Genomic DNA, 14,990 nt, shown 5'->3' with positions numbered 1-14,990 from the left:
GACTAATGTGCTAGAATAACGTTGATATTATCGTAAAAATAAGAAAATGATAAAAAAATGTCAATTTATTTTTAATTTGTTGATACTAATTTATGCAAAATAACAAATAATTTACAACAAATGAATAATAAAAGAAAGGAAATGAAATGAATAGGCGGTTAACAAGAAGTGAAAAGCAATATCTTATATTAGGAATATTAAGTGTTATTATTATAATTTTAGCATTTTCAATACTTTATTTTGCTACTGTAAGGCAAGTAGAACATAAATATAAAGGTAAGTTACAAAAAGCAGAAACTCAAATTAGTAATAATAAAAGGATGGTTTATATTGCAAATAAAAATATTACAGCAGGTGAACAACTAACGTCTCAAAATACAACATATACAGAAGTATTTAGCAGTACACCATCTAAATATTTTATTAATAAAGATGATATTGGTAAAATAGCAGCTGTTAGTATTAATAAAAAAGTTCATATTTTAAAAGATATGATAGTAGATGAAAAAATAGGGAGTGATATTCGTGAAGAAGAGTATAAACTATTTACATTAAATACAAATCTGAAAGAAAATGATATTGTAGACATTCGTATAGTATATCCAAACGGAGAAAACTATATCGTATTATCTAAGAAGTCACTAAAAAATCTACAATTAGATCAAAATTTATGTTATTTGTGGTTGTCAGAAGATGAAATATTATCTCTTTCAAGTGCAGTAGTAGATGCATATTTACATAAAGGAACTAAATTATATACTTCAAAATATGTTCAACCATCGTTACAAGAAGAATCAAAAATAACGTATATACCAAATCAATCGGTTATGGATTTAATGAAGAAGGATGCTAATATTTTAGATATCGCTACGCTTAATCTTAACCAACAAGCTCGAGCAGAGTTGGAACATCGACTAGAATCATTTGATACACAAAATGGTGAGAATATTGAAAACTGGAGTTCAACAAATGGAAGTACGAATGATACTAGTGTAAAAACAGAAGAGAATACGGGGGATAGTAATAGTACATATAATGAATCGAGTACTTATTCCAATGATGGCGTAAATGATGAAGGAGATGTAGATTATGTCGAATAGAGCACATATAATGGGATTTGTTGGGTGTGTTAGTTATGATATTATTCATTATTTATCTCGAATTTTATGTAACATGAATAAGAAGGTAGTACTATTTGATTGCTCTAATAACAATGCATTAACAAATAGTATATCAAGACCTTTAGAATTAACAGAAAGTAGTATTATAAGTTACCGCGATGTTGATTTTTCAAGTAATTATCAGAATGAATTACTTAATCAGTATGATTATGCCTTAATAGATTTTGGCATTAATTATAACCATGACAAGATTAAAAGTTGTGATAATTTATTTTTAGTTACCGATTTACAATTACATCATGCGATTAATCTAAGAGAGTTATATTTATCCTCCTCAAAACAAAATGTAAAGATTATTATTAGAGATGTTATAAAATGTAAAATAAAACCAGATTATATAACAAAATTAATTGGCGCGAATCTTTTTGAAGAACAGTATTATGTTATATATTATGATGCGATGGATACAGAATATATGCTAAGTTGTCAATATGATAATGAATTTTCATTTAAGAAACTATCATCAATATTTAAGGATATGCTTTATCGGATTTTGATTGATCAATGCAGTTTAGACAGAAAGGAAGTAACAGCAGCACTTAAAATTGCAGAAAAGGGAGAATAAACAGCGTCTTTGAAATATTTGTATAAGATAGTATAAGTTGATATTTTCCCGATCACTTATTTAACGTATTGAGTTAGCGAAAGGAATGATAAAAGAATGAGAATAGCGTTTTGGAGTAATGTACATGGGCAGACTGGTACGACAAGTAATATGGTGGCAATCTCCATTATGAGTACACTTTTATATAGGAAGAGAAGTGCAATGTTACAAAGCCATTTTGATCTAAATAATTTAGAAATTCCTTTATTGGGAAAGAAGATTACAGGGATAGAGAATTATGATGTTGGTATTGACGCTTTAACTAGAGATATTAAATCAGCACCTCTTAATGAAGAAGGAGTAGTAAATGCTTCTATATCTTTGCTAAATAGGCAATTGAATCTAATACCAAGTACCTCTAAAAGAAACCGTGAATTATATGAAAAAGATATGGAGTTTATATTTAATCGAATTGTTGATGAGGTTCAAGAGTGTCATACCAATGTTTTTATTGATGTATGTTCTGGAAATAGTCCGTTATCAATGTCAATCTTAGAAAATGCAGATTTAATCATTGTGAATCTCTCACAAAATAAAGGCATTATTAATGAATATTTTGAAACTTATAATTTTAACAATAAAAAAGTGATGTACCTTATTGGTAATTATAATAGAAATTCTCGTTATAATATGAATAATTTAATTCGAATGTATCCTAACTTTAATAAGAAAAATCTAGTATATATTCCGTATAATGTAGAGTATCAAGATTCACAATGTGAAGGAGGTACTATTCAATTCTTTTTAAGAAATATAGATTGTAATAAACGAGATAAAAACTTCTATTTTATAGACTCTGTTAGGAAGGCAACTCATCTTATATGTGATAGGTTATTTCAGGAGGATATACCATGGAAGTAATAAATTATTTAATCATTTCAATCATTATTATTACAATTGGATTAATTATTGGTTATTTCTTGAAAAAGACTTATACAATCGAAGAGAATGAGATTATTGATAAATATACGTTTGATTATTTAAAAGAAGGAATTAAAGATACCTTACAAAATATTGTAAAGTTGCGACCAGAAGAACTTAATTTAAATAAATATGAAATGGAAAAAAGAATCACAAATAGAAAAAAATTGAGAAAAGCATTAAGAAGCTGTAGTTGTGGGGACTTTGGAGCAAAAACATATGTGAAGGATTATATAACTAATTTATTACAGCAAAAATTTGATATTAATGAAATAACAATTGATAAAGTAATTGACTTTAATAACACATCCAAGCTTAGTAGCTATGATAAATTTAGTATACTCTTATATCAATATAAGAAAGCACATGGTTTAAAAGCTATGGAAAAACTGTTAACTGAGAATAATCTTGATCAATTAAAGTATGATACAGCAGGAAATCCTTATTTTGATATTACCAAAAAGGATATAAATAAATTGTATTTGAGCAAAAGCAATAAATTAGATTTCCTTGATAAAATCGAGATATTATCTCAATACATATATCAATCCTTTTTAGGACACGGGGTAATTGATGAGATTAGGGACATGAAAATAGATGGTGTAAGTGTAGGGGTGTCAGGAATATCAGAAGATTTTTATAATTATGGTGAAGACATCTTCGTTAATTCTAAGAATGAATATTTGTATTCTTACGATAGTGTATGGATATTTTTCCAAGGTAAGTCTATTCGGTTATCATTTCTTGGTTTCGGATCTCAAAGAGAGCTAGAACGTGTATGTAAGAATATATATCGTTATAATAGTCCCGGTCAATTGTCAGAAGAAAAAGGACATATAGAAAATGATATGAAAGATGGATCACGTATCGTAGTAGTACGTCCACCATTTTCTGATAGTTGGGCTTTTTTAGTACGTAAGCATGATAATATACGTAATATAGAAATAGAAGAGTTAATTACAGATGAGAATAAAGAAGTTGTAATTGATGCTATGAGTGCTATTATAAAGGGATGTCAGATAACTGCAATAACAGGAGGCCAAGGATCCGGTAAAACTACTCTCTTAAAAGTTCTAATTAAGTTTATTAACCCAACCTACAATATACGTATTCAAGAATTAATATTTGAATTAAGTTTAAGAAAACTTTATCCATTTAGAAATATACTTACTTTCAAAGAATTACCAAATGTCTCAGGACAAGAGGGGTTAGATCTTCAGAAGAAGACAGATGGTACAGTTAATATCATGGGAGAAGTAGCAACATTTACGGTAGCTAGTTGGATTATTCAGATGTCTCAGGTAGCTTCCCTTTTTACAATGTTTACACATCATGCAAAGACTACAGAAGATCTTGTATCATGGATGAGAAACGCATTGCTTAAAGAAAGTGGATTCTCTAATGAAAGAGTAGCAGAAGAACAAGTAGTGCGTGCAATTAACTTTGATATTCATATGAATATGTCAATGGAAGGCCATCGTTATATTGAACGTATCACTGAAATAGTTCCAATAAAAAGAAATGAGAATAACTGTGACTTATATCAAGCGATTGATATTATTGTATATAGCGAAGGAAAGTATGAATTAATACATAAAATAAGTAACAGAGCAAAGAAAGATATTTTTCGATATTTGACAGATATAGAAAAGAGAAAGTATGCGAAGTTATTTGAGGAGGAAGATGTATGAGCAATAAAAGAATGATTCAGATTCTAGCATGTGCATTAGTTTTAGCTGTAGTCTTCCTCATTTTTATTGTATATCAATATTGGAAATATATTAATGAAAAAAATAAAGATGCAATATATATTGAAAATAAAAAAGCAGAAACCAAATATTTATATGCAGCATATCAATTTTTTAGTCAATGGATAATTACACGATATTATATCGGAAAGATAAGAAAGAAATTCGAAATTATTCAACCAGGTAATTTTAGAGATGTAGCAGAAGTTACAATGAAGACGGCTTTAAAAGTTTGGACAATATCTTCTGCTTTGATAATAATTGCAGCTTTTACAGATATTTCATTCTATATGATGGTTGTTACTATTTCTCTTATATATATAGTTAATAGTTATATTATCTATAGTAGCGTCAACAAAGCAGAAATCAAATTGTTAAAACAATGCGAAGCATTCTTAGGAAAAATAAGACATTATTATTATATGCACGGAATGGTTGATGAATCAATCTATGATACATTACCAGAATTAGAGAATCCAATTGCAGTTCATGCGGAAAAAATATATCAGACATTAAATTCAGATGACTTAGATGAGGCTGTTAGTAAATATAATGATATAGTTCCAAATCAGTTTTTAAAAACTTTTCTGGCACTTAGTGTTACTATTTTAAAATTTGGGGATCGAATTGTAGAAGGACAATCTTTATTTCTAAATAATATTATAACATTGAAAGTGGATATTATGATAGATGTTAGAAAAAGAGAAAAAATCAATCATAAATTAGCAGGATTAGTATTTTTAGCAGTAATACCAATGTTTTTTCTAAAATTGATTGAGAAATGGGCAATTGGAAATCTAATCGAACTAGAAAGATATTATAATGGAGCCTATGGAATAGTGGTCTCCGCATTAATCTGTTTTGAAAGTCTACTCATCTATTCTATGTTAAATCATATGAAAGAAGTTTCGCAAACGGAGATAAGAGAATATGTTATTTTAAAGAAAATATCGAATAGCAAGATTATCAATCGTTTATTAACCGGATATTTGAATAAAAATTATGGTAAGACCTTAAGAGTAAATGAGATGTTAAGACGAATGGGAGAATCAATTACGGTAAAAGAATTTATCGTAAAAAGAATCCTATATAGTATTACAGCATTTATTCTTGGGTTAGCGATATCCATCACAATCCATCATAATAATAGAAATTACTATTTATATAATACGAACAATGTTATCAATCTAAGTTCAGCTGCAACAGATAAGCAGATTGAACTAATTCAAAAAACAATAGTGAAATATACCGTAAAATATAAAGATAAAATAGTAAGTGAAAAAATAATAGAAAGAAATATTATTAAAGATGGAGTTATCCAAAATAAGGAGTTAAGAAAATTAACTACGAAAGAAATAGTTACTCGAATTGTGCATTACCAAAATGAATATTTCAAATGGTATGAATTAATTATAGTACTCATTGTAACATGCATTTTTTATTATGTACCATATTGGATGCTACTTTATAGAAAAAAAATAATGGAAATGAGTATGGAAGATGAGGTCATTCAATATCAATCCATCATATTAATGTTAATGCATATTGAACGTATGTCCGCTCAGGATATATTAGAATGGATCGAAAGCTTTGCAGTGATCTTTAAGACTTCAATTACAGAATGTTTAAATGATTATCCAGCAGGAGATATAAAAGCGTTAGAGGAATTAAAAAGAAAAGAGCCATTTGAACCTTTTGTTAAAATAGTAGATAACTTAATCATGTGTGACAAAATTGGAATTGAAAAGGCATTTGACGAAGTATTAGTTGAACGAAGAAATTTTCAAGCAAAACGGCAACAAGATAATGATATATATATTGATAATAAATCAGCAATTGCATCATTTATAGCATTTTTACCATGTATAACAGTTGTTGTATTGTATATTATTGTACCGTTTGTTGTAGAGAGTCTAAGCCAGCTCTATACTTATCTAAATCAAATGAATACAATATAAAAAATAAAAATAAGATAACAGGAAAGAAGGAAACACAATGGAAAATAGCTTAAAAGGATTAATATTAGCAGCAGGTGTAATAATCACGTGTATTGTTGTTGGGTTAGGATTCTATATTGCTAGAGAAGCACGTGATACTGCATCAAATGGAGCGGGACAGATTACAAAATTAAATGCAGAATTTAATGAAAGTGACAAAATAATGTATGATGGCTTAGAAGTCTCAGGCAGTGAAGTCATTAATGTAGTGAATAAGTTTAAAAACGACGATATTGGGATTCTAGTTAAAACAAAGAAATCTGATATATGGTATGTTCACATCTTGGGACAAAGTGGAACTGTATATAGCTTAGATGCTAATTCTAAAAGTGGTAATTCTGTAAAGGATGCACAAAATATTTCAAGTGCTGCATATATTAACCCAAATGCGCAATTTGAAGGCGAAGTGTTGCGTGATTCGAATAATACAATAGTTGGAATAAAATTTGTACAATCTTAATTATTGGAGATATAAACAATGGATTCCATATTTGATATGATGCATAATGCAGCCAATGTTTTTCTATTTATATTGGCTATAACATTATTTCTTTTAATTAATAATAGTTTAAACTCGCTATTACTGACCACAAAAAATAATATTAGTAGTAATTCTGTTCTATACGAACAACAAAATGAGTTAGTTGGAAAGAGAGAGGAAATTGTAAAATATGAAGAGTTAATTGGAATACTTATGAGTGATATTACTCGTGATATGAGAATTAACAGTTTAGAGATTAAAGCAGAAGATTACGATTACTTACAATTTGACTTCTCGGTGATTCCGCAAACTTCTTACAAAATAACCTATGAACGTGATAGTAATGGTGCTGTGACAAAGATCATCTATACTAGCATTAATTAAGGAGGCGATAAAAAAGATGAATTCTTTTAGTAAAATAGTAGCATTGTTTATAGCAGTGCTACTATTATTCATAGTTCCGATTCTCTATTTATCACAGAAACAGGATGCAATCACACAAAGCTATGTAGCAGAAGAAACAACAGCTTTTGTTGATGCAATTAAAAATAATGGATATGTTACAGATAAAATGTATACCGCGTTTCTTAAAAAGTTAGATGATACGAATAATATATATACCATTAAAATCGAACATTCCCATCAAGTGATAAATCCAGTATATGATGAAAATACTGGAGACTTCCAAGAAAAAGTAACCGAAAGTTATAAGACTACATATGAAGATACCATCTTAAAAGAACTATATGAAGGAAGTGGTATCTATAAATTTGACCAAGGTGATTATATATCTGTAAAAATAGTGAATAGAAATAAAACGTTTTCAGCTAAATTACAACAAATAATCTATGCACATGAAATGAATCCGATTCAAATCTATGTAACCTATGGAGGGACAATTCGAGATGAAAATTACTAATCTAGCATTAATTTTTATTTTGATTGCCTGCAGTTTCATTATATTTACTGATATGAAAACAAATAATATCCAAGCAATTACAAGCAAAAAAGCCGAATACAAAAGAGCATTAGACACTGCGGTTGATGACGCAGTAATCAGTCTGGTAGAAGTGGATAGTACAAGAAATCTTAAGTTAAATATGGATAGTTGTGTTAACAATTTCTATCAGTCTTTATACTCGAATCTAGGAATTATGACAGATAAGAGATTACAAGAAAAAGTAAAAGCATATATTCCAGTTATTCTAATTACAGATGAGGATGGATACTACATCAGATACAATAATCTGCACACTGTAAATGGTGAGGATGTAGTAACACAAGAATGGACAGAAAAACGTCCATATACATATAAAGAAGATAATCTGGTCTTTCGATTTACACTAGGTGATTATGTCAAGATCTATGATACAAATACAAATATAATGAAGGAAGGAAAGTATACGGACCTTGCTTCCTTATATCCCAATAGTCAAACATTGAATAACACAGATCGATATGATGAGATTCGAAGGAATACTATAATAACTAAGATTCTTGATGATATGAATTACTATATAAATAACCACAATCGAATTGCAGAACATTATGGAATTACATATCAGTTTGCACTTCCTTTTATTGAAAAAGAAGAATGGTATAGAACAATAGATGACATAGGATTATTTGTCGTATTCCAAGGGTATCCATATGGCTTAAATACAGGAGATGTATTTAACCAATATTCATATGCAGGAGCAAGAATTCGAAAGACAAGATGTTATTATATTACAAAAGAGGCGGATGGAAAGCGTTATTATCATAAAGCCACTTGCAGTAAAGTAACCAATAAAGATTACCCATATTACAATAAAAAGGATTGTGCACTAGAAGGAGCATACCCATGCCCAGAATGCAATCCGTAAAAGACAGAACTAGGAGGATTATGTTATGAAAAAGATAAAAAAGATGCTGTTAATACTATTAAGTATAGTTCTAGTCATTGAATTGGCAATGCCAACAATGAAGAGTGAGGCAAAGAATAAAAATATTACAATAGAAGAATATATTCAAAAGTTGGTCGTAGCTACTAAGATAAAGGTAGATAATACGGTAGAAAACCCTTACCTATCAGCAGCTATCGCAGAAGGATTGGTAAAGGATGGAGAATATAAAGATTATAGTGTAAATATCAAAAGAGAAGATGCAGCGCTATTAACCAACCGAGCAGATGAAATATTACATGGTAAAACTTATAATGAAGACCTTTATCATCAGGTAAAGAATAAAAAGAGAATTAAAGACCTAAATAAGGTAAGTGCAAGTAAAAGAGATGCAGTAATTAAAGTATTTGAAAAAGGAATTATCGTCGGGGATTATAATGGTATATTTACTCATGATCGTACTTTTCGAGGAAAAGATAAGCTGAATTCAAGCGAAGCTAGTACAATCTTAGTTAGGCTTACGAATAAAAAGAAAAGAAGAAAAATAAGTCCAGATGGACAAGTCATACGAACAACCAATCTACCTAAGAATTATAAAAATTATGAGTATATATTAGCAGCGTTTCCTAATTCCTTTTATGAGATGAAGATGTATTGGCAGCTAGGAACATATTTTCATAACGATGGTAGCAAAAGAAAACCAGTAGAATACAAAGATTATGTACGTCCAGTTAATATTAAAAAGGAAAAATTCATTACTGGAGCAAATGATAAGTATAATATGGAAGACATACTAAATGCTTACCTAGATCGATGGGTAAACAAAGTGAAAACTAATTTAGAAACTAGATTGAATGTTGATTATAGAACGGTAGGAACTAAGTGGATTAATAAATTACGAGGTACATACTATATATTTGATTTTGGAGATTCTGATGATGCTTTTCAAAACAAAAGAAGGACAGATGATATTAAAGAGTATGTAAAAGCGATGAAGAAGAATAAGGTGATAATTAAATCATCAATAGTAGCAGTAGAACCATCTACTTTATATGATGCAGATGGTTATTATATAAGGGCATGTATCCAATTTAAGGTTGTATCTGCAAAAAATATGAGTAATAAAGCAAATTTGATATTTGGAGATAATTATATAAAAAATCTTAAAAAAGGAAAATGGAAAACGATGTATGTTGATATTGGAATAGGAACACAAAATGGTAGTAGTTTAGGTGAAGATTATGCAGTATATGACGACGATATTATGACTCGTTAAGAGGTGAAAATGAAAATTAAAGAACATAAAGTGTTATTTATTTTTATAAATCTATTGATTCTGGTATTATTATTTAGCACTTCGAAAAGTTTAAAAGCTGCCACTCAAGATGCTAAAACTCAAAAGGGAGAAATAATATTTGTTACGAAAGATACCAAGGCAACTAGTAGTATTACGTGGAGTACGGTAGGATTTACGATATGTAGAAGTGAATGTCTACCGAATGGTGGTTATCCAACTAAGTTAAAACATGCGACTATATATCTTAAAGATAATTGGAAACATCAGATAGATAATCATAACGGAACTTATACAGTCATATTTACTATACCTGAAGAAGAAGTAAACAATGCATTGGTAAATTTAAAATATGCGAAAATACAAGATAATGATATTATCTACTTGAATGGAATCTTTCAAGTCTGGCACAATGGAAAGAAACATGATGGAAAAATATACAATCTACCTACTATTCAAAAAGCTGAGTCTTGGAGAAATCCAAAAGATTTTAAAGATCATTTTGATATAAAAGTTCAATACCATTCTTCTGGTGCTCAACCAGTAACAGTTCGATATATTACTCAAGCCAATAAAGTAATTAGTGAAGAAAAACTAGCCCCTGTAAAGCTTGGGAAGATGGTTAATGTAACGTTAGACAAAGAAAAGAACTATGAATCTCAGACTTTAGCACTAGCTCAAAGTACCATATATTATATGGCAAATCAGAAGAAAGTATTAAATAATCCGATTAGAAAAGTAACAAGTGTGAATGCCAAGAATTATAATGATCAAGTAAAAGATGTGTATAAGAGGAGTTATCAACAAGCGCCAGGAGGGTTACTAATTGTAGCGCTTATGAGACCTAAAAAACCTAAAGGGAATAGAGATTCCGAAGTTTTAAAAGTACCACTGGAAGAACCCACACCTCATGGAGTTATTGCCGCCGATGAACGTGACGACGAACAATTTAATGTAGAAGAAGGAATTCCAACAACAGAGAAGCTGTATACGAATGTATTTTCTAATAATTATCTACTTGGATATACGTTTACAAGAAAGCACGGTACGAAGGTATATACGGTTAATGCAACAAGGACGTACCATCTGACTTGGACAGAAACAGACCCAAAAACAAAGAAAAAAGTTACAAAAAAGAAATCAGTACCAGTTCCTCAAGAGGTATATATTAAAAGAGATTTTTCCTATTGGGAAATTTCAAAGATTGAATATTATAAGATCGATCATGCAGCTGTAAAGAATTATGCTTTGCCAGGAGGTGTATCCAAACTTACACCAGTAGGATATACGGTTCCTAAACTTAATTATACCAATAGAGTAGGCGATAAAGACCATATGATTGAGCCAAATTTAATCATTGAACCTCTGCCAGCAAAGAGCAAAAATCTGAAAGAAGCTCCTGTGGAAGATTATACAAAAGAAGTAAATGCTATTATTAAGCAAATCAAAGTCAGAAATGATAAATTAGAGTTTGATGGAACTCAGATTATGGATGATAAGTATGTCGAGAAAAAGACAAAGGATCCGGAAGATATTGATGTAAGTTATGATGAAACAGGAGATGATGTGTTATATCGTCCTGGACAAGCAATTGATGCAACTAAGGCAAATGGAATCTATGAAAGTACGGGATCTGTTAACTATAAAGTCGTAAAGCAATTAAATGGTGATCATGGAAATACATTAAGTTATCCAGTCAGTGACCTAACCAACGTCGTAATCCATACACCAACGGTATGTGATGCATTCATCTCTAATAAGGCAACCGCAGATCAGATGATTACGCCCGATGTATCGTTGTCACCATTGGTATTAGATACACCATTTACGATTCAGCTTCCAACAGAGGGAGAGCATCTTGATATTGATGGTTATGGGTATCAAGATTATGCCAAGTACATAAAAAGTAGAGAAGTAAAGTTCCCCTTTGATGTATATGAAGGAAGTACTTATATTAGAGCTGGAACATGGGTAACACTAACCCAAGATGAGACCTCCTTCTATCTTCCTATCTGGGTGGATGAAGGAAAATATAACATTGATTTTCGAAGTATCAGTATCAATGCAGAAACAAATGGTGGAATAGATAAGACCCAAGAATTAGCCAATTTAGAGCGAAATAACTACGTGGCGACAGATCAGCTCAGCGTGGAAGTATCAGGAAGAGTCTATGGATTAAAACTATTCGATATCTCGGATTATCCAATCTGGGAGAATGTATTCCGTCAAGAGAATTCCTTAAGATTATCCGGATTTAACTATACGGTTGGAACGAATGATCAGAATGGAGTAGATACGGGACGTAATCCAAAGTATACCTTCACCTTATTAAATGGAAGCCATCCAGGGTATTCTAATATTGGAGCGATTAAGACAGGGTATGTTACTAGATTCCAGTTAACCACCATAGGAAATATGTATTCCGATCAAGATTCCGTTCATATAAAGCCAACCTTTTACTATGTAGATTCCAAAGGAGGAAATAGACAGCCAGTGGATCTCTATTATAGCGAAACCTTCCGAGGACAGAAACAAATTCTTGTAAAGGTAGGAAGCTTTATGGATCAGTTCAATACCAAAGCGTATCGACTGGGAGACCCATATTTTGGCGTGCCAGATACGGAACTGAATACGAAAGCCATGGTAACTGGAAGAAATAGAAATGAGATCCGAGGAAATAAGAAGAATCTATTCTCCTATAGTAATGTCTTGATTCGAGAGAATCTAAGAACCTATATCGGAACGAATTATACGCCAACGGGAACCGTGCCATACGGAGTAGATCCAGATAAGGTAACGAAGTCGATGCAAAAATGGTATGGAGAATATTATCTACCAAGTGAGATCCATGTCGTACCCCAAGGGTATGATGTGATAGGATATGCGAAGAACCATTATGGAATAGACTATAAAGAAGACTTTTGGTTAAAGAATGGATATATTGTAGTAAATTTTGATATAGAAACAATTCAGAATGGCAATCCACATCTGAGTTATCTCAATCTAGAGAATGCAAAAAATGGGTATTGTAATATGTGGAGAACCGAAGGATATCAATATGAGAAGAAGGACTATAAAGGAAATACCTTTGAATTCCAGGATGGGGACTATATTATGTATTACACCGATAAATCAGCTGCAGAGGATTATAAAAGTGGTGGAACGCATTAATTAAAAAGTAGAGGGGAGTGAATAAATGAGTACTTTGGTAATATCCTATGATGATCTAAATGATGCATCACATAATGCAAAGAATCTAGCAGAAAAACTAGGAGACTATGCGAATGAGCTAGAGCATAAGGTGTGTCGAAAGATCAATGAGTACAGTGGAGAGAGAACACAGAATCTCTATGATGCAGATGGCTTTATGCGAAAAAAGTTAGAGAAACTACAACAGAAGAAAATTGATTTTACCACGTTATCAAGTAATATAAAAACATTTGAGTCAAACTGTAAAACAGCAGATAACAATGTCGCCAGATCCATTAAGACCATAACCGGAGATTTTAAGAAGGCATATAAGATAAAGGAGAACGTAATAACGAACTTCTTTAACTACATCGGAGTAGCGATTGGAAATGCCACAGCAATCGGAAGAGCAATCAAAGATTGTATAGGTGGAATTCAAGATGTAATAAAATCAGCAGGAGAAGCAATCTCAGACTGGTATAAGTACGATGGAGGAAAATATCTAATCGAAGGAGCAATTGAAGGGATAGGAGCAGCATTACTTGGAGCAGTTACAGCGATTGCAGCAGTAGCAGCATTTGCGGCAGCAAGTACAGTAGGAGCAGTGATTGTAGGAGTCGCTGCCGTGGTAGTAGCAGTCGCGACAGTTGCGAATGGAATCAGCGCAGTATATAATGATAGTAAAGCATATCAGGTAGCGAAAAATGGAGATGCAGCCACTGCAGTACGATATGCAGGACGAGATACCTTAGCGGACACCTTAAGACATGAAAGTGATAGTAAGCTAGTACATATCTTAGCAGGAGGATTAGAGATAGTAGAATTAGCAGCATCAGTGGTACTGATTGTAGATGCAGGAATTAACATAGCTAAGGGAGCTAAGAATCTTGTTGGGAAGATATTGAATAAGGGGGAAGGTAGTGCTGTTGAGGATGTCAAAACGATAGGAAAAGTATGGGATTATTCAAAGCAATTTGAAGGTGAACTAGCCAATTTTAATGACGGATATGAAATTAAAAATGTAGTTGAAAATGATTTATATTTAGTACAATTTCACTCAGATGCTGCAATAGGACAAGGAAGAAGTTTGAAATATTGGACTACATTTGATGAAGCAAATGGGATTAGTACAATAGACGACTATATGGACAAAATGGCTTTACTAAGTAATTGGGGAGCTCGTGACAGTGTATCTATTGCAAAGATACCCGAGGGTACAAATGTTAAGTATGCAATTGGAACTGCTAGGGAACAAGTAGCGGCGATAGAAACAAGGCCAGGAGGAGGATTACAATTATTATTTGAACAGTTTGATGATGGTTGGGTTATTGAAACTAAACTATTGCCATAACAAGGAGGAGTTTTATGGATAAGTACGAATTATTAGAAAAAAAATTAAAAAATATTATAGAGTGCATTGATAATATGGAATTGGAAAGTGAATCGTCAATGAAGTATTTGAAGCAATATAAAGCGTATGTTGAAAAAATAATATATGCTACAAATGCAAAAACAATACGTAATTCAAATGGAGCACTATTAGGATTGATTCGAGGAATCTCAGATTATGATGATATAAGTTCGTGTGAAGAATTGTGGAAAGCTGTTACGGAAGCTGATAATTATTATAGTAATGAGTGTAAGTTATTTTAATTATGGTCAATACAAATGAATATTATGGATTTCTTCTGA

13 protein-coding genes are annotated in these 14,990 nt (G+C 31.2%); all 13 read left to right on the top strand.

What is annotated here, in order from left to right; all coding sequences use genetic code 11:
• Positions 1–146: 146 nt before the first annotated feature.
• The 13 genes from bsdtb5_RS18620 to bsdtb5_RS18560 all read left to right on the top strand — a co-directional run bounded on the left by bsdtb5_RS18620 (position 147) and on the right by bsdtb5_RS18560 (position 14,951).
• Positions 147–1,100 (top strand): hypothetical protein, encoded by a 954-nt coding sequence (locus tag bsdtb5_RS18620; protein ID WP_271713466.1) that lies wholly within the window; start codon positions 147–149, stop codon positions 1,098–1,100.
• Positions 1,090–1,746, top strand: coding sequence for a hypothetical protein (locus bsdtb5_RS18615; RefSeq protein ID WP_271713465.1), 657 nt, complete (start codon positions 1,090–1,092; stop codon positions 1,744–1,746). The genes bsdtb5_RS18620 and bsdtb5_RS18615 overlap by 11 nt, the downstream gene beginning before the upstream one ends.
• Before the next feature lie 96 nt (positions 1,747–1,842).
• Complete coding sequence (locus bsdtb5_RS18610; protein ID WP_271713464.1) at positions 1,843–2,646, top strand: hypothetical protein; 804 nt, start codon at positions 1,843–1,845, stop codon at positions 2,644–2,646.
• Positions 2,637–4,397, top strand: coding sequence for an ATPase, T2SS/T4P/T4SS family (locus bsdtb5_RS18605; RefSeq protein WP_271713463.1), 1,761 nt, complete (start codon positions 2,637–2,639; stop codon positions 4,395–4,397). The genes bsdtb5_RS18610 and bsdtb5_RS18605 overlap by 10 nt, the downstream gene beginning before the upstream one ends.
• Positions 4,394–6,412 (top strand): hypothetical protein, encoded by a 2,019-nt coding sequence (locus tag bsdtb5_RS18600; protein WP_271713462.1) that lies wholly within the window; start codon positions 4,394–4,396, stop codon positions 6,410–6,412. The genes bsdtb5_RS18605 and bsdtb5_RS18600 overlap by 4 nt, the downstream gene beginning before the upstream one ends.
• A 37-nt stretch (positions 6,413–6,449) precedes the next feature.
• Entirely contained in the window at positions 6,450–6,911 is a 462-nt protein-coding gene (locus tag bsdtb5_RS18595; protein WP_271713461.1) for a hypothetical protein, read from the top strand.
• A gap of 18 nt (positions 6,912–6,929) precedes the next feature.
• Positions 6,930–7,316, top strand: a complete 387-nt coding sequence (locus tag bsdtb5_RS18590; protein WP_271713460.1) for a hypothetical protein — start codon at positions 6,930–6,932, stop codon at positions 7,314–7,316.
• 16 nt (positions 7,317–7,332) lie between these two features.
• Positions 7,333–7,851 carry a hypothetical protein gene (locus tag bsdtb5_RS18585; RefSeq protein WP_271713455.1) on the top strand — a complete coding sequence of 173 codons (519 nt, stop codon included), beginning with the start codon at positions 7,333–7,335 and terminating at the stop codon, positions 7,849–7,851.
• On the top strand, positions 7,838–8,797 hold the full coding sequence (locus tag bsdtb5_RS18580; RefSeq protein ID WP_271713454.1) for a hypothetical protein: 960 nt from the start codon (positions 7,838–7,840) through the stop codon (positions 8,795–8,797). Before bsdtb5_RS18585 ends, bsdtb5_RS18580 begins: the two co-directional genes overlap by 14 nt.
• Positions 8,798–8,822: 25 nt before the next feature.
• Positions 8,823–10,091 (top strand): hypothetical protein, encoded by a 1,269-nt coding sequence (locus tag bsdtb5_RS18575; protein WP_271713459.1) that lies wholly within the window; start codon positions 8,823–8,825, stop codon positions 10,089–10,091.
• Positions 10,092–10,100: 9 nt separating this feature from the next.
• Positions 10,101–13,280: a DUF5704 domain-containing protein gene (locus bsdtb5_RS18570; RefSeq protein ID WP_271713458.1), complete on the top strand. Its 3,180-nt coding sequence runs from the start codon at positions 10,101–10,103 to the stop codon at positions 13,278–13,280.
• Positions 13,281–13,305: 25 nt separating this feature from the next.
• Positions 13,306–14,649: a hypothetical protein gene (locus bsdtb5_RS18565; protein WP_271713457.1), complete on the top strand. Its 1,344-nt coding sequence runs from the start codon at positions 13,306–13,308 to the stop codon at positions 14,647–14,649.
• Between the two features lie 14 nt (positions 14,650–14,663).
• Entirely contained in the window at positions 14,664–14,951 is a 288-nt protein-coding gene (locus bsdtb5_RS18560) for a hypothetical protein (RefSeq protein ID WP_271713456.1), read from the top strand.
• The last annotated feature ends 39 nt before the right edge of the window (positions 14,952–14,990 follow it).

Source organism: Anaeromicropila herbilytica (assembly GCF_016591975.1).
Taxonomy (GTDB): domain Bacteria; phylum Bacillota; class Clostridia; order Lachnospirales; family Lachnospiraceae; genus Anaeromicropila; species Anaeromicropila herbilytica.
The sequence above is the reverse complement of the archived record's forward strand: the minus strand, read 5'-3'. Positions and strand labels throughout refer to the sequence as shown.

What these genes read in the sequence shown, in the direction of transcription:
- bsdtb5_RS18575 (WP_271713459.1), top strand. Translation starts at nt 8,823, where the DNA reads ATGAAAAAGATAAAAAAGATGCTGTTAATACTATTAAGTATAGTTCTA.
- bsdtb5_RS18605 (WP_271713463.1), top strand. Translation starts at nt 2,637, where the DNA reads ATGGAAGTAATAAATTATTTAATCATTTCAATCATTATTATTACAATT.
- bsdtb5_RS18620 (WP_271713466.1), top strand. Translation starts at nt 147, where the DNA reads ATGAATAGGCGGTTAACAAGAAGTGAAAAGCAATATCTTATATTAGGA.
- bsdtb5_RS18560 (WP_271713456.1), top strand. Translation starts at nt 14,664, where the DNA reads ATGGATAAGTACGAATTATTAGAAAAAAAATTAAAAAATATTATAGAG.
- bsdtb5_RS18585 (WP_271713455.1), top strand. Translation starts at nt 7,333, where the DNA reads ATGAATTCTTTTAGTAAAATAGTAGCATTGTTTATAGCAGTGCTACTA.
- bsdtb5_RS18595 (WP_271713461.1), top strand. Translation starts at nt 6,450, where the DNA reads ATGGAAAATAGCTTAAAAGGATTAATATTAGCAGCAGGTGTAATAATC.
- bsdtb5_RS18565 (WP_271713457.1), top strand. Translation starts at nt 13,306, where the DNA reads ATGAGTACTTTGGTAATATCCTATGATGATCTAAATGATGCATCACAT.
- bsdtb5_RS18600 (WP_271713462.1), top strand. Translation starts at nt 4,394, where the DNA reads ATGAGCAATAAAAGAATGATTCAGATTCTAGCATGTGCATTAGTTTTA.
- bsdtb5_RS18580 (WP_271713454.1), top strand. Translation starts at nt 7,838, where the DNA reads ATGAAAATTACTAATCTAGCATTAATTTTTATTTTGATTGCCTGCAGT.
- bsdtb5_RS18615 (WP_271713465.1), top strand. Translation starts at nt 1,090, where the DNA reads ATGTCGAATAGAGCACATATAATGGGATTTGTTGGGTGTGTTAGTTAT.
- bsdtb5_RS18570 (WP_271713458.1), top strand. Translation starts at nt 10,101, where the DNA reads ATGAAAATTAAAGAACATAAAGTGTTATTTATTTTTATAAATCTATTG.
- bsdtb5_RS18590 (WP_271713460.1), top strand. Translation starts at nt 6,930, where the DNA reads ATGGATTCCATATTTGATATGATGCATAATGCAGCCAATGTTTTTCTA.
- bsdtb5_RS18610 (WP_271713464.1), top strand. Translation starts at nt 1,843, where the DNA reads ATGAGAATAGCGTTTTGGAGTAATGTACATGGGCAGACTGGTACGACA.